Raw genomic sequence first — 19,676 nt, forward strand, 5'->3', positions numbered from 1 at the left:
CCTCACCACGCCTGGGCGAGGAGCGCGGCGAACAGCTCGTCGGCGTCGGCGTCGAGGCCACGGCCGGTGAACCACGCGGCCATCGTGCGGCAGTCACGCAGCAGGAGCTCGGTGCCGAACGGGTTCGCGACGAGGTCGACGACCTGCGGCAGGTCGATGATCACGAGCCGGTCGTCGTCGGCGAGCACGTTGTACGGGGACAGGTCGCCGTGCGCGTAGCCGAGTCGTGCCAGGACGGCCATGGCGTCGCGGAGCTGGTCCCACCACGACGCGAGGAGGTCAGGATCCGGCCGGGTGCGCGCGAGCCGTGGCGCGGCCTCGTGCACGCCCTCGTCGCTCGTGCCGACGAACTCCATGAGGATCTCGGTCCCGTCGATCTGCACCGGGTAGGGGACCGGGACCCCTGCGGACCAGAGCTCGCCGAGCGCGGCGAACTCGGCTGCCGCCCACTGGCCGGCGGCGACCTCACGACCGTAGGCGGACTTGCGGTCCAGCGCGCGGCGGTCCCGCGTGCGGCGCACGCGGCGGTCCTCGGTGTAGAGCGTGTCGCGCCGGAACGAGCGGTGGTCGAGGCCCCGGTAGCGTTTGGCAGCGAGCACCGACCGCTGTGCCGGGTCGTCGGGGACGGCGCGTTCCACGACGAGCACGTCGGCCTCCTTGCCCGTCTTGAGGACGCCGAGCTCGGTGTCGACGGCGGCGTAGGCGGTGACGACCCAGTCGGGTCGGGGCTCGGGGCCGCGCTGTCCCTTCTGGACGGACGACCAGGTCGACCACCGCTGGTCGTCGCCGATCGTCGCGTCCAGCGCGCCGAGGACGACGTGGGGCAGGGGGTCGTCCGGGACATCTGGGGCGCGCGCGGGAGTCATGGGGAGGGAGACGTACGGGTCGGACAGGTCGTGCTCGGGCACGGCGGCTCCTCGGGAGGGGAGCGCGCAGGTCGCCGTGCACCGCGGGGTGCGGGCAGGCGACGGCCGGCTCAGCGGCCGGTGGCGCTCCGGGGGGTGGTGGACACGCAGGAGTAGGTCGTCCAGCTCATGGTGTTCCTCCCTCCTCGGATGCCCGACGGCGCGGGCGGCACTGGGCTCAGCCTGGCACCGGCGTCCTGTCGCGGGCAAGGGAATTTCCGACGGTCACCAGCCGGCCAGGGCGAACGTGGCCGACAGGTTGGCCGCGGCGTCGTGCACCGTCGTCGAGAGCCTCGTGTACGTCCCGAAGGTGTCGAAGCCCATCTGGTCGAGCGCCGACCACGTGAACCCCACGGTGGCGTACAGACCGACGGCGGTGGCGAGCAGCCACTCCCGCACCGACCCGGTGCTGCCCAGGAGGGGAACGGCGAAGCTGCCGCCGGGGCGCCACACGTCGTCCAGGACGAGAGAGCGCCGCACCCGGCGCGGCGCGCGGAACCTGACGGGCCACAGCAGGGGAGCGCCGTTCGTCGTCAGGACGTCGCCGAGGACGTGCACGGTCACGCCGAGGCCGACCGCGACGGGGAGCCAGTTCCACTCCTCCGGCGCGAACAGGGCGACGAGGGCGGCCACGGTGAGCGACGTGAGCCAGGGCGCGAGCCGTCCTCGCCGGGTGAGCCTGAGCGCCTTGAGGGCGAGCGCGATGAGCAGGACGGCGAGCACGCCGCCGCCCACGTAGACCGTGCCGAAGGACTCCGTCTGGATCGTGAGGAGGCCCGCTGCCCATGCGAGCGCGGTGAAGACGGCGATGCCGAGGAACGAGTGGGTCCCGTTCCGGTGCCCGCCCGAGACGGCCTCCACGGCGTCGGACACCCACTCGCTGACGGGCGGCAGCGAGTGCGCGAACGTGCCGTTGTGGTGGTCGGCGTCGGGCAGGACGGCGGCACCGGCGCACACGACGGCGCCCGTCATGACGCCGACGGACGAGACGGGGTGCAGGCCGAGCGCGAAGGGAGCGGTCGAGGTCACGGCGATCCAGGCTGCGGCACCTGTCGCGGCGTGGTTGGCACCCATCATGACGAGACGTTCTCCTCGTGAGGTCTGTCCGGAACGTCCGAAACCTTAGCGGGCGCGTCCGACATGCCGAGGCACCACCTCGTGTTCCGCCGTCCTTCAGACGGACGGTCCGTGCGTCTGGATGAAGTCCAGTGCGGTCTGGGCGACCTCGCCCCAGCCGTGGTCGATGACCAGGGAGTGGCCGCGGTCGGGGATCTCGACGAACTCCGTGACCGCGGTGTTCTTGGCGTGCTTCGTGTACGCGGCGTGCGAGATGGCGTGCGGCACGGTGTGGTCCTTCTCGCCGGAGACGATCAGGAGCGGGCCGCGGTCCGCGGCCGTGAAGTCGACCCTGGTCTCGCTGAAGGGGTTCAGGTTCGCCACGGCGGCCTGGAAGATCGGGACGCCCGATGCTGCGACGTGGAAGTCCTCGTACAGCTGCCGGGCCTCGACCTCGTCGAGGGTGTTGGCCCAGCCGTACGTGAACTCCTCGAAGGTCAGGGTCACCGATCTGCGGGCGTTCGCCGGGTTGCCGAGCACGGGGGAGCCGGACTTGAGCGCCGACGCGGGCAGTGGCAGGACTCCGCGCCCGGGTGCCGGGTCGATCGCCACGGTCACGGCGGCGACGCCGTCGCCGGCGATCTTCTGGGCGATCAGCCCGCCGAACGAGTGGCCGACGACCGCGGGCTCGGTGCCGAGCTTCTCGATGGCTGCGAGGTAGTGGTCGGTGACCGCCTGGACCATCTTGCGGGCGAACAGCTCGGGGTGCTCGCGGGCCGCGGCGACCGTGTCGGGGTCGTCCGGCCAGCCGGGTGCGACGGTGCTGTAGCCGTTCTCCTCGAAGAGCCGGCGCCACCGGTCCCAGCTGCTGGACAGGAGCCACAACCCGTGCACGAACACGACCGGCGTCCTGCCGCTGTCGTTCGCTCGGGCGATCTCCTCGAGCTCAGCCGTGGTCAACGTGGTGCTGGTGCTCGGCGGCTGTGCCATGGCCCCCTCCTCGGTGATGGCGTCCACGGTGCGCGGATGCCGCACGGCTCTGCGTTCGGCCCGTGACGTCCTATCCTCCCGCCGAGCGGCGCTGCGCGCCATGCCACCGTCGGCCGGGTCTCCTGCGGCCGGCCACGTACGCTCGGCCCATGGACCGCCATGTCGTCTCTGCCGCCGCTCTCACCGGTCTGCTCGCAGGAGCCGGAGTCCTCCACGTCGTCCGACCGCAGGTCTTCGAGCCGCTGATCCCCGACGCGCTGGGCTCGCCCCGAGCCTGGGTCGTGGGCAGCGGGATCGCCGAGATCGCGTGCGGGGCGGCCGTGGCCGTGCCGGCGACGCGCCGCCTCGGAGCGGTCGCCGGCGCCGCTCTGTTCGTCGGGGTGTTCCCCGGCAACGTGAAGATGGCCCTCGACTCGCACCCCGGCGCACGCGCGTGGGCGCGACGGCCCGCGATCGCGTGGGGGCGCCTCCCGCTCCAGGTGCCGCTCGTCGCGTGGGCGCTCGCGGTGGCCCGCCACGCGACGAGCGGGACGACGACGCGCCCGGCGTGAGCAGCACCTGCGACCAGCCGTGCTTCCGCCCGGCGTCCAGACCGCGGGCGGCCGCGTTCTCACGACCCGTGTCGTGGCAGGCGCACGGTGAACGTCGTGCCCGTCGGGCCCGGTTCGTCCGCGGTGGCGGAGGTGACGTCGATCCTCCCGCCGTGCGCGGCGACGATCGCGTCGACGATCGCGAGGCCGAGGCCCGTCGACCCACCCGTCCGGTTCCGCGCGTCGTCGCCGCGCGCGAAGCGCCGGAACAGCACGGGACGCAGCGCGGGACCGATGCCCGGCCCCGCGTCGGACACCTCGACGACGACCTCGTCCGACTCGTCGCGCACCCGCACGTCGACACGGGTCCCCGGCGGGGTGTGCGTGCGCGCGTTGGCGAGCAGGTTGGCGAGCACCTGGCGCAGGCTCGCCTCGTCGCCCGTGACCTCGAGGTCGACGTCCGTGTCCTCCTCGCCGGGCAGGAGGAGGCCCCAGTCGTGGTCCGGTCCGGCCGCGTGGGCGTCGGTGACCGCGTCGACGGCGAGGACGGCCAGGTCGACCGGTGCACGGTCGAGCGGGCGTCCCGCGTCCAGCCGGGCCAGGAGCAGCAGGTCCTCGACCAGCCCGGTCATGCGCACGGCCTCCGACTCGATGCGGTCGAGCGAGCGTGCGGTGTCCGGCGGGACGACGTCGGGGGACCGGCGCACGAGCTCGGCGTACCCGCGGATGGAGGCGAGCGGGGTGCGCAGCTCGTGGCTCGCATCGGCGACGAACCGGCGCACCTGGGTCTCGGACTCGTGCCGCGCGACGAGCGAGGACTCGACGTTCTCGAGCATGCGGTTGAGCGCGGCGCCGACCTGCCCGACCTCGGTGCGCTCGTCGGTGAGATCGTCCGGGACGCGGGGGATCGCACCGATCTCGCCCTGCGCGAGATCGAGCTCCGACACGCGGCCGGCGGCCGTGGCGACCTCGTCGAGCGGTCGCAGCGAGCGGCGCACGAGCCAGGTGCCGATCGCTCCGGCGGCGACGAGACCCACGAGGCCGATCGCGACCTCGACGAGCACGTACTGCTGCACCGTCGCGTCGACGTCGGCGGTGCTCTGCGCGACGACGATGAGCGAGCCGTCGCGCGTCGTGGCGGCGACGGCCCGGTAGCCCCCGAGGCCCGGCAGCTCGACGTCGTGCGGGAGGCCGTCGACCGGGACGTCGCCGAGCGCCGCCAGCTGCTCGTCGTCGAGCGACGTGAACCCACCGGCCTGGTTGGCGAAACCCGCGATGGCGACGTCGTCCCCGTCGTAGCGCACGACGACGGTGCCCGGGCCGATCCCGAACGGGAACCTCGACGGGTCGTCCGTCCCGTCCGGTCGATCGCCGGGCTCGGCCGGGTCCGTCGGCTCGGCCGGGTCGTCGACCCCCGGGGTGTGGTCCCCGCCCGGTGGTTCGGAGACGCGTTGGCTCGTCTCGACGAGCTCGTGGTCGAGCTCGTCGACGAGCTGACCCCGCAGCGCGAGCGTCGACGTGGTGGCGAGCACGACGGTGAAGAGCAGCAGCACGCCGACGAGCACGACGACGAGCCGACGGCGCAGCGCCGTCGGGCGTCGACGGGCTGCCTGCCGCGCGGCGGCCGGCTCAGCCATGCGGGCCGCCCGGTCCGGCGGCAGGCTTGAGGACGTACCCCACCCCGCGCAGCGTGTGGATCATGGGCTCGCGCCCCTTGTCGATCTTGCGGCGCAGGTAGGACACGTAGAGCTCGACGATGTTGGCCTGCCCGCCGAAGTCGTAGTTCCACACGCGGTCGAGGATCTGCGCCTTGGACAGCGCACGGCGGGGATTGCGCATGAGGTAGCGCAGCAGCTCGAACTCGGTCGCGGTGAGCGTGATCTCCTCGCCCGCGCGTCGCACCTCGTGGGAGTCCTCGTCGAGCTCCAGGTCTCCGACGACGAGCACGGCGTCGTCTCGCGCCGTCGAGGCGCCGCCGCGGCGCAGGAGGCCGCGCAACCGGGCGACGACCTCCTCGAGGCTGAACGGCTTGGTCACGTAGTCGTCGCCGCCCGCGGTGAGACCCGCGACCCGGTCCTCGACCGCGTCGCGCGCGGTGAGGAACAGGACGGGCACGTCCGCGTCCCGCTCTCGGATCCGGCGCAGGACGGTGAGGCCGTCCATGTCGGGCAGCATGATGTCGAGCACGACGACGTCCGGCCCGTTCTCGCGTGCGGTGCGCACCGCGGTGTGCCCGTCGAGCGCGGTCGACACGTCCCAGCCCTCGTAGCGCAGCGCGGCGGTGAGGAGCTCGGCCAGGTTGGGCTCGTCGTCCACGACCAGGACGCGGACCGGCGATCCGTCCGGGCGGGTGAGCCGAGGCGGGTCCGCCGGGCGGCCGGAGGTGTGCGGCGCTGTCGTCATGGCGCCAGCATGGCTTGCGTGCTGCCGTGCTGCCTGTGGTGAACCTGTGCCGGGCCTGTGCGGTCGAGCGTCCGGATGAGAGTCTTTCACCCGCCGAAGACTGCGGCGGTGTCCTTGACTTATGGCGCGCTGTCATCAAAACTCGCCAGATCGGCACGATGGTCGTGCCGATCGTCCGAACGTCTTTGCACACCGCGGTGCACCCGGACCTCAGTGCCGCGACCTGCAGGACACCCGGCTCTCGTGCTCGATCCGAGAAGGAGACGCAGGCATGAAAAAGTTCAATCGCAAGATCAATCGAGGGTTGGCAGCGTTCGCAGCGTTCCCTCTCCTGGCAACCGGCCTCGGCGTAGCCGCGGCAGCGCCCGCCGCGTCCTCCCCGGCACCGACGTCGCTGTCGGTACCGTCGGCCAGCGTCCTCGCCGAGGACTACAAGATCCTCGTGGTCGGCAAGACGCTCGGCTTCCGGCACTCGCACATCGACAACACGACCAACACCCTCATCGAGCTGGGCGCTGAGAACGGCTTCACGGTGGACGTGTGGGACCCGCCGAACGACTCGTCGGGTTGGTGGGGCGCCGGTTCTCCCGGTCAGCCTGACCTGACGATGGACAGCACGCCGTTCACCAGCGCCGAAGACCTCGCGCAGTACGCGACGATCGTGTTCGTCTCACCCGTCGACAACACGAACGACATGAACCCGGACAAGCCACGTCTGCTGGACGACACGGAGCTCGCCGCCTTCCAGGGGTACATCCGCGGCGGCGGCGGGTTCGTCGGACTGCACGCCGCGACCGACACGATGCACACCGTCCCCTGGTACAGCGAGCTCACGGGAGGCGGGGCACGGTTCGCCAGCCACCCCGCGCAGCAGCAGGCCACGATGCGCGTCGAGAGCCCGGCGCACCCCTCGACCGAGCACCTCCCGGCCGCCTGGGACCGGTTCGACGAGTGGTACAACTACACGCAGAACCCCCGCGAGGACGTCCACGTCCTCATCACGCTCGACGAGTCGACGTACTCCCCGGGAGGCAACGCGATGGGTGCGGACCACCCGCTGGCGTGGTGCCACAACTTCGAGGGCGGACGCTCCTGGTACGAGGGCGCCGGTCACACCGACGCGTCGTGGACCGACCCCGCCTTCCGGCAGCACGTGCTCGGTGGCGTCGAGTGGACCGCGGGGGTCGTCGAGGGCGGCGGAAACTGCGTAACGTTCGGCGAGGTCGACGGTGTCGTCGCCGAGCTCGACACGACGACCCACGGTGACGCCGAGGCCGTCGCAGGCATCACCGGTCACCTCGACGACGCGGAGGCCGCCGCGGACGCCGGCGACCACGCCGCCGCGCTCACGGCGATCGCGGCCGCCCAGGCGCTCGTCGCCGATCTCTCGGACGAGGCCGGTGACACCGCTCTGCTCGTCACCAAGCTCGCCGACCTCACGGACTGGCAGAGCGCGCTCGACGAGGGCGGCAGCGAGGTGGACCTCGCGTTCACCGCGCAGGCGCAGGTGCGCGACCTGGCCGGGAGGGACTACCTCGCCGTGCGCGTCGCGAACGAGGAGGACACGCCGGTCGACGTGACCGTCACCACGCCGTACGGGGAGCGGACGTTCGAGGACGTCGCGCCCGGGGCGAACGCCTACCAGTCGTTCTCGACACGTCAGGCCGGGGTTCCCGCGGGCGACGTCACCGTGACGGTGAGCGCCGAACGTGACGGTGACGAGGTCGTCGAGGAGGCGCTCGTCCCGTACGAGGGCACCGACTGACAGCGAGACGATCGCACCGGAGCAGCTCTGAGCAGCCGGGAGCAGCCGGGAGCAGCTCGGAGCAACACCGCGAACGCCGGTCCTGCCATGAGGCAGGGCCGGCGTTCGCGTGCGACCGCCGGCTGCGACGTGGTCGCACCACGGGTCCGACCACGGACGTCCAGGGCGCGATCGGCCGCAGCGGGGCCGGACGGTGGATCCATCGCCATCGACCCGACGGTGGCTCGCGAGAAGGAGTCCCTGATGTCCGTTCCCACGGTAGAGATGATGTCCCCCGCCGCGACGACAGGCGTCCGGTGCGGGAGGGTCGGTCCGGACGCAGGCCTGGAGATCTTCCTGTCGCAACGCGCCCTGCTGGGTCGGATCGCCTGCCGCATCCTCGGCGACGCGACGGGCGCGGAGGACGTGGTGCAGGAGGTATGGCTCCGCTGGCAGCGCACCGACCGCAGCGCGATCGAGAATCCCGCGGCCTTCCTGACCACGACCACCACCCGCATGGCGATCAACGTGGTCCGCTCCGCGCGTCACCGGCACGAGGCGCCGGGCGCGGCGCCGTCCTCCGAGCCCGCCGACCCGGCACAGGACCCCACGCTCCGGGCCGAGCGGGAGGAGTCCGTGTCGCGGGGCCTGGCGCACCTGATGGCACGGCTCTCGCCGCGCGAGCTCGCCGCCTACCTGCTGCGCAAGGGCTTCGAGTACCCCTGCCTCGACGTCGCCGTCCTGCTGGGGACGAGCGCGGCGAACGTGCGGCAGCTGGTCCGGCGCGCGCAGGTCAAGATCCGGGGCGACCGTCCGAGCGCGGTCGATCCCGCGGCCCACCGGCTCCTCGTGCACGCGTTCTCCACCGCGGCGGCCACGGGTGACCTCGAAGCGCTGGAGCAGGTCCTGGTCCCGCGGATCCGGCTCGCCCCGGTACGCACGCTCGCGTCGACGGGTCCGGCGTCACCTCGGCCCGGCCGGCAGGTGCCGGCCCGCGCCGCGTGATCAGCGCGGTGGCCCTGGGCGAGGGGCGTGAGTACGCTCGCCCCAGTGCCATGGAACGGCCATGGAAGGACGCGCGGGAGCACCTGGACGCGGACGTGGATGCGCAACGAGTCTCAGGGCCCCCGGCGGGCCGCAGCGCCGGCTCGCTGCTGGGGCGCGACCGCGAGCTGACGAGGCTGCTGACGCTCGTGGACCGGGCCCGCGAGGGTGGTAGCGGCGCGCTCGTCGTCAGCGGTGGTGCCGGGGTCGGCAAGACCGCGCTGCTGGACCGCGTCGTCGACCTGGCAGGGTCAGGGGTGCGCGTCGAGCGGATGGTGGCCTCGGAGAGCGAGATGGAGCTGCCCTACGCCGGTCTGCAGCTCCTGTGCGGACACCTGATGAGCGAGGTCGACCACCTCCCGGGACCGCAGCGCGAGGCGCTGGAGACGGCGTTCGGGCTGCGCGGGGCGAGCGCACTGAACCCCTTGGTCGTGGGGCTGGGTGTGCGAGGTCTCCTCACCCGTGCAGCGGCCGACCGCGCACTGCTGTGCGTCGTGGACGACGCACAGTGGCTGGACGACGTCTCGGCCCGCGCGGTGGCGTCCGTGGCTCGCCGCCTGGGCTCGGAGGGGATCGCCGTCGTGGTGTCGATGCGTACGGTCGACGAGCAGTTCGCGGACCTCCCGCAGCTCGCTCTGCAGGGGCTGGGGTACGCGGACGCACGGGAGGTCCTGCGCCTCGGTCTGCCGGGCGTCCTCGACCGGCGCGTGCGCGACCAGCTCATCACGGAGTCCGGCGGCAACCCGCTCGCGCTGCGGGAGCTGCCGGGCACGCTGAGCCCGGCCGAGTTGGCGGGCGGGTTCGCCCTGGCGAGCTCCCTGCCGCTGGAGAGCCGCATCGAGCTGAGCCTGCTCGCGCGGCTCGAGTCGCTGCCCGCGTCCACCCGGACGCTGCTGCTGCTCGCCGCCGCGGACCCGACCGGCGACACCGGCCTGCTCTGGCGGGCAGGAGCCGTCCTCGGCCTGGACCCGGAGGACCTCGACGCCGCGCAGCAGGCGGACGCGCTCGTCGTCGGCGCGCGGGTCACGTTCCGGCACCCGCTCATCCGGTCGGCGGTCTACCGGGCGGCGACGCCCGAGGACCGGCGATCCGTCCATGCGGCGCTGGCCGACGTGACGTACGCCGACCGCGACCCGGACCGACGCGCGTGGCACCGCGCCGCGGCGACCCTGCGGCCGGAGGAGGGCGTGGCCCGGGACCTCGAGCAGTCCGCCGGTCGCGCGCGGGCACGCGGGGGCGTCGCCGCTGCAGCCGCTTTCCTCGAGCGGTCCGCCGAGCTCTCGCCCGAGCCGGGGTCGCGCGCGGACCGGCTGATCGCGGCGGCCGGGGCCAAGCACGACGCGGGCGCGCCCGACACGGCCCTGCGGCTGCTCGACAGCGCGCGCGACCTGCCGCTGACCCCGTTGCAGGAGGCGCTGGTGGGCCGGCTGCGCGCACGCGCGGGCTATGCGCTGCGCCGTGACCGGAGCGCTCCGCTGCAGCTGCTGCGGGCCGCGCAGGCGCTCGAGCCGCACGACCGTGCGCTCGCCCGCGACACCTACATGGAGGCGCTGTCGGCCGCCGTGTACGCCGGGCGGCTCGGCGAGCCCGGTGCCGTCGAGCAGGTCGCGGACGCGATCCTGGCGGCGACCGCCGACGACCGGTCCGAGCGCGCGCAGGACCTCATCCTGCGAGGTCAGGCGCTGCTGTCCACCCGGGGGCAGGAGTCCGCGCTCCCCATCGTCCGACGAGCGGTGCGTGCGTTCCTGGGGCACCCGCCGGATGCGCTGGAGCTGCACTGGATGTGGTTCGGCGGCAGGGCCGCCCAGGACATCTGGGACGCCGAGGCGCTGCGCACGCTCGCGGAGCGGCAGGTGCGGCTCGCCCGGGCGGGAGGCGTCCTGACCGTGCTGCCCATGGCCCTCAGCCTGCTGATGGTCGCGCGGACCTTCGACGGCCACCTCGACGAGGCCGAGGCGATCTGCGACGACATCGACACCATCCTGTCCGTCACCGGCCAGCCCCTGCCGCAGTACGGCCGGGTCTTCGTCGCCGCGTACCGCGGGCAGGTCGAGGAGGTCGAGCGCGGTGCGGCACGCCTGCGGGCGGACGCGTACGCGCGAGGCGAGGGCTACGCCCTGACCGTCGCCAACCTCGCGGAAGCACTCGTCTACAACGGTGCGGGGCGCTATCGCGAGGCGCTGGTCGCGGCACGGGAGGAGCTGCCCTACTCCCACGAGCTGGGTCACGCCATGCGCACCCTGCTCGAGGTGGTCGAGGCGGCTGCCCGGACCGGCGAGCGCGCCGTCGCGGAGGAGGCGTTCGAACGGTTGGTGAGCGTGACGGAGCCGGTCGGCGACAGCGAGTGGGCGCGGGCGTTCGTCGCTCTCGCCGAGGCCCAGCTGCGCGACGGTGACGAGGCGGAGTCTCTCTACCGAGAGGCGATCGACGGCTTCGACCGCGTGCGGGTGCCGATGCTCAAGGGCCGCGCCCAGCTGGTGTACGGCGAGATGCTGCGCCGCCAGAACCGACGGGTGGATGCTCGCGTGCAGCTGCGCGCGGCGTACGCGGTGCTGTCGTCGTGCGGCATGGAAGGCTTCGCCGACCGCGCCGCCCGGGAGCTCAGGGCGACGGGTGAGACCGTGCACGCGCGCTCGTCGGACCGGTCCGACGACCTCACCGACCAGGAGGGCAACGTCGCCCGGCTCGCGCGCGACGGACTCACGAACCGGGAGATCGGCGCGCGGCTCTTCCTCAGCGCGCACACCGTCGAGTGGCACCTGCGCAAGGTGTTCGTCAAGCTCGGGATCAGGTCGCGAACGGAGCTGAGGACCGCGCTGCCCGAGGCCGACTGAGCACGGGAGAACGGGCCGGGTGCGAGGAGAGGACGAACCCTCTGATCGGCCCGGACAACGACGAAGCGGGCCCAGGTATCCCTGGACCCGCTGCGTCGTCGCTGTCTCAACGAGTGTCCGGAGGGGGACTTGAACCCCCACGCCCGATAAAGGGCACTAGCACCTCAAGCTAGCGCGTCTGCCATTCCGCCACCCGGACGAGTGGACCGTTCCGGCGTTCCCGCCGTTCCGGTGCGGGGAAAAACATAGCATGCCCGGGCCCTCGATCCGGAATCGCGGTCGTGGTGCGGGGCGGGGCGACGGCGACTGGGGCACACTGGGCGAATGGTGACAGGTACGAGGCGGGAGCCCGCGTGAGCGACGAGCCGGAGGGCGACGAGACCGGCGCCCAGGACGCAGAGCGTCGAGCGGCGCCGGCGTCCGCGGGGGCCTCGCGAGCGGGCGGCAGCACCGACCGGCCCGCGGCGTCGCTGCGCCACCTCGCGGGTGCGTCCACCGCGGCCCGGAAGGTGGCCGGGGCCCGGCGCAACCCGTCCGTCGTGGGGTACGACGAGACGGTCCCTGCCTGGCTGCGGACCACTGCGGGCTGGTCGTGGCGCCTGCTCATGGTCGTGGCGGCGGTCGCGCTCGTCTTCTACGCCACCGCGCAGGTCCAGCTCGTGTTCATCGCGGTCTTCCTCGCGCTGGTCATCTCGTCCGTGCTGCGTCCCGTGACCGACTTCTACGCGCGCGTCATGCCGCGCGGGCTCGCGACCGGGCTCGCGCTCCTGACCGCGCTCCTGTTCTTCGCCGGGCTGCTCACCTATGTCATCTCCTCCGTCGCAGGGCAGTGGGAGAAGCTCGCCGGCGAGTTCACCGACGGCATCGACCAGATCCTCGACTTCCTCGAGAACGGGCCGCTGCCCGTGTCGATCACCGCGGACGACGTGGACGGGTGGATCGCGAACGGCCAGGAATGGCTCTCCGAGCACGGTGGCGACATCGCGAGCCAGGCCGCGGCGAGCGCGGGATCGGTGTTCGAGGGCTTCGCGGCGATCGCGCTCGCGATCTTCTGCACGGTCTTCTTCCTCGCCCGGGGGAAGGACATGTGGACCTGGTTCCTCAACCAGCTCCCCGCCCGCTCGCGCGAGAGCTGGAAGGTCGCCGGCGGGGCCGGCTGGTTCACCTTCTCGGGCTATGCGCGCGGGACCGTCATCATCGCCCTCACCGACGGCATCCTCGCGGGCATCTTCCTCGCGATCCTCGGCGTCCCGCTCGCGGCGCCGCTCGCCGTCCTGGTCTTCATCGGGGCGTTCATCCCGATCATCGGTGCGCCGCTCGCGATGATCATCGCGGCCGTGGTGGCGCTCGCCGCCGACGGTTTCGTCACGGCACTGATCGTCACGGTCGGCATCGCCCTCATCGGCCAGTTCGAGGGCCACGTGCTGCAGCCGCTGGTCATGGGGTCCCAGGTCTCGCTCCACCCGGTGGTCGTCGCGATCTCGGTCACGGCGGGCACGCTGCTCGCGGGGATCCTCGGCGCGGTCGTCTCCGTCCCGCTGGTCGCGGTCGCCTGGTCGATCTTCACCAGGCTGCGGCACAAGGACCCACCGATGGACGACGACGTCCCCACCGCGAAGGAGATCGCGCTCGCCTCACGTCAGGGGCGGGACGACTGACGCGCCGACGTCCGCATCGAGGTGCAGCCGTACGTGCACGACGTCGCCCACGTCCTTGCCGGTCCGGCGCCGCACGGCCCGCAGCACCGCGAGCAGGTGCGGTCCGCCGTAGGGCACGAGCGACGCGCGGTAGGTGACGTCGTCGAGCTGTGCCACGACGGGGACCCGCCCTCGCGTGCCGAAGAGCAGGTCGGCGTCGAACGGCAGCTCGACGAAGGCCCCCGTGCGCGTGCCGGCGGCGGTCACCACGGCGTCGAACTCCACGGCGCCGGGATCGGTCCACGTGGGCATGTCAACCGACGGTAGCGGACCGGCCCCACGAGGGGAATGCCCCAGCGGCCGGCACACCGCCGTCGTGCGCGCTGCCGGGCTCCGTGGCGACACTGGACCATGAGGATCGGCATACCCACCGAGGTCAAGAACCACGAGGACCGCGTCGCGCTCACCCCTGCCGGCGCCCACCACCTGGCGCGGGCAGGGCACGAGGTGCTCGTGCAGTCGGGCGCCGGCGTCGGGTCGCACCTCGCGGACGAACAGTACGAACGCGCGGGTGCCCGTGTCGTGGCCACGGCGGACGAGGCCTGGGGCGGCGCCGACCTGGTCTGCAAGGTCAAGGAACCCGTCGCGAGCGAGTACCGGCACCTGCGCGAGGACCTGGTCCTCTTCGCCTACCTCCATCTCGCCGCGGATCGCGCCGGCACGCGAGCGCTGCTCGACGCCGGCACGACGGCGGTCGCGTACGAGACCGCCCAGGCGCCCGACGGCTCCCTGCCGCTGCTGGCGCCGATGAGCGAGGTCGCGGGCCGCATGGCGACGCAGGTCGGCGCGGCGCTGCTGGAGCGGCCCGCCGGCGGACGAGGTGTCCTGCTCGGCGGCGTGCCGGGGACGCAGGCCGGTCGCGTCGTCGTCCTCGGGGGCGGGACCGTCGGGCGCAACGCGGCACGGATCGCCGTGGGGATGCGGGCCGAGGTGAGCGTCGTCGACCTGTCGTTGCCCGCGCTGCGGGAGGTGGACGAGGAGTTCTCCGGCCACGTGCGCACCGTGGCGTCGAGCGCGTACGCGATCGAGCAGGAGCTGGAGTCGGCAGACCTCGTGATCGGCGCGGTCCTCGTCCCGGGAGCACGCGCGCCTCGGCTCGTGGGCGACGACCTGGTCGCCCGCATGCGCCGGGGAGCGGTGCTCGTGGACGTCGCCGTCGACCAGGGCGGGTGCTTCGAGTCGTCCCGGCCGACGACGCACGACGACCCCACGTTCGCGGTGCACGGCACGACCTTCTACTGCGTCGCGAACATGCCCGGTGCCGTGCCCGTCACGAGCACCCACGCCCTGACGAGCGCGACGCTCGGGTACCTGACGGCGCTCGCGGACGGCGGGACGACGGCGGTGCGCGACGTCCCGGTCCTGCGGTCCGGCGCCTCGACGTCTCACGGCGTGCTGCTCAACCGGGCCGTCGCCGCGGCGCACGGGCTCGAGAGCTCCGCGGTCGGCGACGTATTGGGCTGACGGGGCGGGGCGCCGCGTGGCACCGTGTGCCCATGCAGCCCTTCACGCTCGACGACGGTGCCGTCCACCTGGCGACACCCACCCTCGACGACGTCGAGGCCATCACCGCCGCGTGCCAGGACCCGGACGTCGCGGCGTGGACCGTCGTCCCGTCTCCCTACACGCGCGAGGACGCCGTCGGGTTCGTCCAGGGGTACGTGGCGACGGGCTGGGAGGAGGGCCGCGTCTTCACGTGGGCGGTCCGCGAGTCGGCGGGTCCCTCCGGGATCCCGGGCCCCGAGGGACCGCGCCCGCTCCTCGGCATGTTCGGCCTCGGTGCGGACGACGCCCCGGCCGGCCAGCGCTCGGCGGAGCTCGGCTACTGGATGACACCCGCCGGTCGCGGGCGTGGCCTCGCGACCGCCGCCGGACGGCTCGTCGTGGACTGGGCGTTCGACCCCGAGGGCGGCGACCTCGCCCGGCTGTCGTGGGAGGCCTACGTCGGGAACTGGCCCTCGCGGCGGTTGGCGTGGCGGCTCGGCTTCCGCGTCGAGGGCACGGTGCGCGGCCACTCGGTGCAGCGCGGCGTGCGCCGTGACGCCTGGGTCGCCACGCTGCTCGCGGGCGACCCGCGCGAGCCCGTCGAAGCATGGCCGGCCGACGTGCCGGCCGGCCTGCCGGCGGACACCACCGCGTCGGCCGGGTGAGGATGGGGGCATGACGTCTTCGCACCCTGCGCACACCGACCTCGACCTCGATCCCACCAACCCGTTCGCTGCGCCGTCGGGCCTCCCGTACGAGCTCCCGGACTACGCCGCGATCCGCGAGGAGCACTACGCGCCCGCGCTGCGTGCCGCCATGGCGGCACAGCGCACGGCGGTCGAGGCGATCGCCACGAGCACGGACGCGCCGACGGTCGCCGGCACGCTCGAGGCGCTCGAGCGCTCGGGGCGTGCGCTGTCGCGGGTCGCGCACGCGTTCTACAACCAGCTCGGCGCCGACGCGACGCCCGGCCTGGAGGACATCGAGGAGGAGCTGGCGCCCGAGTACGCGGCGCACCACGACGCGATCTACATGGACGCACGCGTGCACGCGCGCCTGCGCGGGCTGGACGAGGCCGCCCGCTCGGGCGAGGTCGTGCTCGAGGCCGACGCGGCCTGGCTGCTGCAGACCCTCCTGACGGACTTCCGCCGCTCGGGCGTCGAGCTCGACGGCCCCGAGCAGGAGCGGGTGCGCGAGATCAACGGCCGGCTCACGAGCCTCGAGGCGTCGTTCGGTCGCAGGCTGCTGGCGGGTGCGAACGCGGCCAGCGTCCTGGTGACCGACCCGGCCGATCTCGAGGGGCTCGCCGACGACGCGGTCGCCAACGCCGCGGCTGCCGCGGCGTCGCGCGGGCACGACGGCGCGTGGCTGCTCGAGATGCAGCTGCCCACCCAGCAGGGTGTGCTCGCGTCGTTGACCCGCCGCGACGTGCGCGAACGCGTGCAGCGTGCGTCCGAGGCGCGGGGTGCTACGGGCGACGAGCACGACACCCGCGAGATCGTGCTCGAGACCGTACGGCTGCGCGCCGAGCGCGCGCGGCTGCTCGGGTACGAGCACCATGCCGCCTATGTCGCCGAGGACGCGACCGCGAAGACCACGCCTGCCGTGAACGCGATGCTCTCGCGGCTCGCCCCGGCCGCCGTCGCGAACGCGCGACGTGAGGCCACGGACATCGAGGCCGCGCTGCGGTCCGACGAGGCCGGCGCCACCCTGCGGGCGTCGGACTGGTCGTTCTACGCCGAGCGCGTCCGCAAGGACCGCTACGCGCTCGACGACGCGCTGCTGCGTCCGTACCTCGAGCTCGAGCGCGTGGTGCACGACGGCGTGCTCCGGGCCGCGCACCTGCTGTACGGGATCTCGTTCGCCGAACGGACCGACCTCGTCGGCTACCACCCCGACGTGCGCGTGTTCGAGGTGTTCGACGCGCCGACCCCGGGGGAGCGCGACGAGGGCATGGGCCTGTTCCTCGCCGACTGGTACACGCGCGAGGCCAAGCGCGGCGGCGCGTGGATGAACAACATGGTCGACCAGAACCACCTGCTCGGGCAGCGTCCGGTCGTGGTGAACAACCTCAACATCGTCAAGCCGCCGGCCGGGCAGCCGACGCTGCTCGGGTGGGACGAGGTGATCACGCTGTTCCACGAGTTCGGCCACGCGCTGCACGGGCTGTTCTCCGACGTCCGGTTCCCGTCGCAGTCGGGTACCGAGGTCCCGCGCGACTTCGTCGAGTACCCGTCGCAGGTCAACGAGATGTGGGCCTGGGAGCCCGAGGTCCTGCGCTCGTACGCGGTCCACCACGTGACGGGCGAACCGGTCCCGGCGCAGTGGGTCGCCACGATGCTCGCCTCGCGCCGGTTCAACGAGGGATTCGCCACGACCGAGTACCTCGCCGCGGCCCTGCTCGACCAGGCGTGGCACCAGCTGGGCCCGGACGACGTCCCGGCGTCGGTCGACGAGGTCGTGCCCTTCGAGGAGGCCGCACTGGGACGGGCGGGTGTCGCCTTCGGACCCGTGCCGCCCCGCTACCGCACGACGTACTACAACCACGTGTTCGGCGGCGGCTACTCGGCCGGGTACTACTCCTACATCTGGTCGCAGGTCCTCGATGCGGACACGGTCGACTGGTACGGCGAGAACGGCGGCCTGACGCGCGAGAACGGCGAGCGATTCCGTCGCGCCCTGCTCGCGCGCGGCGGCTCGCAGGACCCGCTCGTCTCCTTCCGCGACCTGCGCGGCCGCGATGCGGACATCGCGCCGCTGCTGGCACGCCGCGGCCTGGACGTCTGACCCGTGCGAGGCAGCGCACCGGCACCGCGAGCCAGTAGCGTTCAGCCATGACCTCCGCCCGGCCCGACACCGCTGCCCCCGTACCCACCGCGCAGGACGAGGTGGTCGGCATCTGCCAGGACCTCCTGCGTCTCGACACGTCGAACTACGGTGACGGGTCCGGTCCGGGCGAGCGTGCCGCCGCCGAGTACGTCATGGGCCTGCTGCACGACGTCGGGCTGGACCCCGAGATCTTCGAGTCCGAGCCGGGCCGGGCGAGCGTCGTCGTGCGCCTCGAGGGCCGGGACCGCACGCGCCCTGCGCTCGTCCTGCACGGCCACCTCGACGTCGTGCCCGCGCAGGCGGCGGACTGGTCGGTGGACCCGTTCGCGGGCGAGGAGCGCGACGGCCTCCTGTGGGGGCGCGGCGCGGTCGACATGAAGGACATGGACGCGATGATCCTGGCGGTCGTTCGACAGCTGGTGCGCGAGGGGCGCAAGCCTGCGCGCGACGTCGTGGTCGCGTTCTTCGCGGACGAGGAGGCGGGCGGCGTCAAGGGTGCCCGCTGGGCGGTGGACCACCGGCCCGAGCTGTTCGAGGGTGCGACCGAGGCGATCAGCGAGGTCGGCGGCTTCTCCGTCGACGTCGACGGTCGCCGCGCCTACCTGGTGCAGACCGCGGAGAAGGGGCTCGCGTGGCTGCGGCTCGTCGCGGACGGCCGTGCGGGGCACGGGTCCCAGGTCAACGACGACAACGCGGTGACGCGGCTGGCGGAGGCCGTCGCACGCATCGGGAGCCACCCGTGGCCCTACACGCTGACCCCGACGGTCGACAAGCTCTTGCGCGGTGTCGCGGACCTCACCGGCCTGCCGTTCGACGCCCAGGACCCGGAGTGCATCGACGCGCTCGTCGCCGCGCTCGGTCCTGCGTCGCGCTTCGTCGGGGCGACGGTGCGGCACAGCTCCAACCCCACCCGCCTCGACGCCGGCTACAAGGCCAACGTCATCCCGGGCCGGGCCGAGGCCACCGTCGACGTGCGGCTGCTGCCCGGCCACGAGGACGAGGGGATCGCCGCCCTGCACCTGCTGGCGGGCGAGCACGTGCGCGTCGAGGAGATCCACCGCGACACCGCGCTCGAGGTCCCGTTCGCCGGCGACCTCGTCGACGTCATGGTCGACTCGCTGCTCGCCGAGGACCCGGGCGCGGCCGTGCTGCCGTACACGCTGTCCGGCGGGACGGACAACAAGTCGCTGCACCGCCTCGGCATCACGGGCTACGGCTTCGCGCCCCTGCGGCTGCCGGCAGACCTCGACTTCGCGGGCATGTTCCACGGCGTCGACGAGCGCGTACCGGTCGACGCCCTGCGCTTCGGCGTCCGCGTCCTGGACCGCCTCCTGCGCGCCTGCTGACGGCCGTGGTCGTCACCCGTGGGTGAGCAGGCCCGCGACCGACGAGCGCAGCTGGCGGACGTAGCCGCCGCCGAACAGCACCGCGTGCACGGCCACGGGGTAGACCTGGTGCAGCGCCACCCGGTGACGCCAGCCGCGAGCGAGCGGGTGCACCTCGGCGTATCCCGCGAGCGTCTGCTCCAGGTGCGGCGCGCCGAACAGCGCGAGCATCGCGAGGTCGGACTCCCGGTGGCCGCCGTGGGCGGCGGGGTCGATCAGCACGGCCTCCACTCCCGGCGCGCCGTCGAGCGAGGACCACATGACGTTGCCCGACCACAGGTCGCCGTGCAGCCGGGCCGGCGCGTCGTCGAGCATCGGACGCGCCAGCACGTCGAGGCGGTCTCCCAGGTCTCGTAGGAGGTCGGCGTCGTCACGCGTGAGCGAGCCACGGGCGAGCCCCTGCTCCGCGACGGGCAGGAGCCGGGCCTCGGCGTAGAACGTCGGCCAGTCCGGCCAGGCACCCGTCACCATCGGCAACGGGTCCTCCAGCGGCCCAAAGAAGGCGTCGCCGTCCCACTCCGGCGGGGCCACCCCCCAGCCGGGCGCGCCGGTGTCGTGCAGGACGGCGAGCCGTCGGCCCAGCTCGCGCGCCGCAGCGGGCGTGGGCGGGGTGCTCGCGACGCGCTCGAGCGTGAGGTGGCCGGCGCCGACGTCGCGCACCTCGACCACGCGCGGACCGCCCGCGACCGACAGCCACGCGAGACCGGCCGCCTCGCACGCGAAGAATCCGTCCGGTGCGTCCGGACGCGCCTTCGTGTGGTCGCCGCTCACCGA

Annotated in this window: 16 protein-coding genes and 1 tRNA gene; 9 read left to right on the top strand and 8 right to left on the bottom strand. The window is 73.4% G+C overall.

Annotation, left to right across the window (positions count from 1 at the left end):
- Positions 1 to 2: 2 nt before the first annotated feature.
- The 3 genes from IF651_RS00965 to IF651_RS00975 form a co-directional block, all read right to left on the bottom strand.
- Positions 3 to 908: a serine protein kinase RIO gene (locus IF651_RS00965; RefSeq protein ID WP_338403686.1), complete on the bottom strand. Its 906-nt coding sequence runs from the start codon at positions 906 to 908 to the stop codon at positions 3 to 5.
- A 222-nt stretch (positions 909 to 1,130) separates the two neighbouring features.
- Positions 1,131 to 1,982, bottom strand: a complete 852-nt coding sequence (locus IF651_RS00970; RefSeq protein WP_191827212.1) for a metal-dependent hydrolase — start codon at positions 1,980 to 1,982, stop codon at positions 1,131 to 1,133.
- Positions 1,983 to 2,078: 96 nt separating this feature from the next.
- Complete coding sequence (locus IF651_RS00975; protein ID WP_191827213.1) at positions 2,079 to 2,951, bottom strand: alpha/beta hydrolase; 873 nt, start codon at positions 2,949 to 2,951, stop codon at positions 2,079 to 2,081.
- A gap of 149 nt (positions 2,952 to 3,100) precedes the next feature.
- Between IF651_RS00975 and IF651_RS00980 the strand changes: the two genes are divergently transcribed.
- The gene (locus IF651_RS00980; protein ID WP_191827214.1) at positions 3,101 to 3,502 is read left to right on the top strand and encodes a DoxX family protein; all 402 of its coding nucleotides are present in this window, start codon (positions 3,101 to 3,103) and stop codon (positions 3,500 to 3,502) included.
- Positions 3,503 to 3,561: 59 nt separating this feature from the next.
- Here the strand turns inward: IF651_RS00980 and IF651_RS00985 are convergent, their stop codons facing one another.
- Positions 3,562 to 5,118, bottom strand: coding sequence for a sensor histidine kinase (locus IF651_RS00985; RefSeq protein WP_191827215.1), 1,557 nt, complete (start codon positions 5,116 to 5,118; stop codon positions 3,562 to 3,564).
- Complete coding sequence (locus tag IF651_RS00990) at positions 5,111 to 5,884, bottom strand: response regulator transcription factor (protein ID WP_191827216.1); 774 nt, start codon at positions 5,882 to 5,884, stop codon at positions 5,111 to 5,113. The genes IF651_RS00985 and IF651_RS00990 overlap by 8 nt, the downstream gene beginning before the upstream one ends.
- A gap of 271 nt (positions 5,885 to 6,155) precedes the next feature.
- Here IF651_RS00990 and IF651_RS00995 point away from each other — a divergent pair, with 271 nt between their 5' ends.
- The 3 genes from IF651_RS00995 (at position 6,156) to IF651_RS01005 (ending at position 11,506) form a co-directional block, all read left to right on the top strand.
- Positions 6,156 to 7,649: a ThuA domain-containing protein gene (locus IF651_RS00995; RefSeq protein WP_191827217.1), complete on the top strand. Its 1,494-nt coding sequence runs from the start codon at positions 6,156 to 6,158 to the stop codon at positions 7,647 to 7,649.
- A 243-nt stretch (positions 7,650 to 7,892) separates the two neighbouring features.
- On the top strand, positions 7,893 to 8,633 hold the full coding sequence (locus tag IF651_RS01000) for a sigma-70 family RNA polymerase sigma factor (RefSeq protein ID WP_191827218.1): 741 nt from the start codon (positions 7,893 to 7,895) through the stop codon (positions 8,631 to 8,633).
- A 50-nt stretch (positions 8,634 to 8,683) separates the two neighbouring features.
- Complete coding sequence (locus tag IF651_RS01005; protein ID WP_191827219.1) at positions 8,684 to 11,506, top strand: ATP-binding protein; 2,823 nt, start codon at positions 8,684 to 8,686, stop codon at positions 11,504 to 11,506.
- 114 nt (positions 11,507 to 11,620) lie between these two features.
- On the opposite strand, the gene IF651_RS01010 is transcribed toward IF651_RS01005, so the two are convergent.
- Positions 11,621 to 11,705: transfer RNA gene (locus IF651_RS01010), tRNA-Leu, on the bottom strand.
- Positions 11,706 to 11,859: 154 nt separating this feature from the next.
- Between IF651_RS01010 and IF651_RS01015 the strand changes: the two genes are divergently transcribed.
- Positions 11,860 to 13,164, top strand: a complete 1,305-nt coding sequence (locus IF651_RS01015; protein WP_338403687.1) for an AI-2E family transporter — start codon at positions 11,860 to 11,862, stop codon at positions 13,162 to 13,164.
- Here the strand turns inward: IF651_RS01015 and IF651_RS01020 are convergent.
- A complete protein-coding gene (locus tag IF651_RS01020) occupies positions 13,141 to 13,455 on the bottom strand; it encodes a DUF1905 domain-containing protein (protein ID WP_191827220.1) in 315 nt (104 codons plus the stop codon). The genes IF651_RS01015 and IF651_RS01020 overlap by 24 nt on opposite strands.
- Positions 13,456 to 13,554: 99 nt before the next feature.
- On the opposite strand from IF651_RS01020, the gene ald reads away from it, so the two are divergent.
- Genes ald through IF651_RS01040 form a run of 4 tightly spaced genes read left to right on the top strand, consistent with a single transcriptional unit; the run spans position 13,555 to position 18,863 of the window.
- Positions 13,555 to 14,667 carry an alanine dehydrogenase gene (gene ald / locus IF651_RS01025; protein ID WP_191827221.1) on the top strand — a complete coding sequence of 371 codons (1,113 nt, stop codon included), beginning with the start codon at positions 13,555 to 13,557 and terminating at the stop codon, positions 14,665 to 14,667.
- Between the two features lie 32 nt (positions 14,668 to 14,699).
- On the top strand, positions 14,700 to 15,353 hold the full coding sequence (locus IF651_RS01030) for a GNAT family N-acetyltransferase (protein WP_191827222.1): 654 nt from the start codon (positions 14,700 to 14,702) through the stop codon (positions 15,351 to 15,353).
- 10 nt (positions 15,354 to 15,363) lie between these two features.
- The gene (locus IF651_RS01035; RefSeq protein WP_191827223.1) at positions 15,364 to 17,475 is read left to right on the top strand and encodes a M3 family metallopeptidase; all 2,112 of its coding nucleotides are present in this window, start codon (positions 15,364 to 15,366) and stop codon (positions 17,473 to 17,475) included.
- 47 nt (positions 17,476 to 17,522) lie between these two features.
- Positions 17,523 to 18,863, top strand: coding sequence for a M20/M25/M40 family metallo-hydrolase (locus IF651_RS01040; protein ID WP_191827224.1), 1,341 nt, complete (start codon positions 17,523 to 17,525; stop codon positions 18,861 to 18,863).
- A gap of 12 nt (positions 18,864 to 18,875) precedes the next feature.
- Here the strand turns inward: IF651_RS01040 and IF651_RS01045 are convergent, their stop codons facing one another.
- Positions 18,876 to 19,673: a fructosamine kinase family protein gene (locus tag IF651_RS01045; RefSeq protein ID WP_191827225.1), complete on the bottom strand. Its 798-nt coding sequence runs from the start codon at positions 19,671 to 19,673 to the stop codon at positions 18,876 to 18,878.
- Between the last annotated feature and the right edge of the window lie 3 nt (positions 19,674 to 19,676).

This window comes from Cellulosimicrobium arenosum, assembly GCF_014837295.1.
GTDB classification, from domain to species: domain Bacteria; phylum Actinomycetota; class Actinomycetes; order Actinomycetales; family Cellulomonadaceae; genus Cellulosimicrobium; species Cellulosimicrobium arenosum.

Bases quoted from the DNA above. Each gene is read 5' to 3' on its own strand.
- IF651_RS00970 (WP_191827212.1), bottom strand. From the start codon at position 1,982: ATGATGGGTGCCAACCACGCCGCGACAGGTGCCGCAGCCTGGATCGCC.
- IF651_RS01035 (WP_191827223.1), top strand. From the start codon at position 15,364: ATGACGTCTTCGCACCCTGCGCACACCGACCTCGACCTCGATCCCACC.
- IF651_RS00985 (WP_191827215.1), bottom strand. From the start codon at position 5,118: ATGGCTGAGCCGGCCGCCGCGCGGCAGGCAGCCCGTCGACGCCCGACG.
- IF651_RS01030 (WP_191827222.1), top strand. From the start codon at position 14,700: ATGCAGCCCTTCACGCTCGACGACGGTGCCGTCCACCTGGCGACACCC.
- ald (WP_191827221.1), top strand. From the start codon at position 13,555: ATGAGGATCGGCATACCCACCGAGGTCAAGAACCACGAGGACCGCGTC.
- IF651_RS00975 (WP_191827213.1), bottom strand. From the start codon at position 2,951: ATGGCACAGCCGCCGAGCACCAGCACCACGTTGACCACGGCTGAGCTC.
- IF651_RS01020 (WP_191827220.1), bottom strand. From the start codon at position 13,455: ATGCCCACGTGGACCGATCCCGGCGCCGTGGAGTTCGACGCCGTGGTG.
- IF651_RS01005 (WP_191827219.1), top strand. From the start codon at position 8,684: ATGGAACGGCCATGGAAGGACGCGCGGGAGCACCTGGACGCGGACGTG.
- IF651_RS01040 (WP_191827224.1), top strand. From the start codon at position 17,523: ATGACCTCCGCCCGGCCCGACACCGCTGCCCCCGTACCCACCGCGCAG.
- IF651_RS00990 (WP_191827216.1), bottom strand. From the start codon at position 5,884: ATGACGACAGCGCCGCACACCTCCGGCCGCCCGGCGGACCCGCCTCGG.
- IF651_RS01000 (WP_191827218.1), top strand. From the start codon at position 7,893: ATGTCCGTTCCCACGGTAGAGATGATGTCCCCCGCCGCGACGACAGGC.
- IF651_RS00980 (WP_191827214.1), top strand. From the start codon at position 3,101: ATGGACCGCCATGTCGTCTCTGCCGCCGCTCTCACCGGTCTGCTCGCA.
- IF651_RS00995 (WP_191827217.1), top strand. From the start codon at position 6,156: ATGAAAAAGTTCAATCGCAAGATCAATCGAGGGTTGGCAGCGTTCGCA.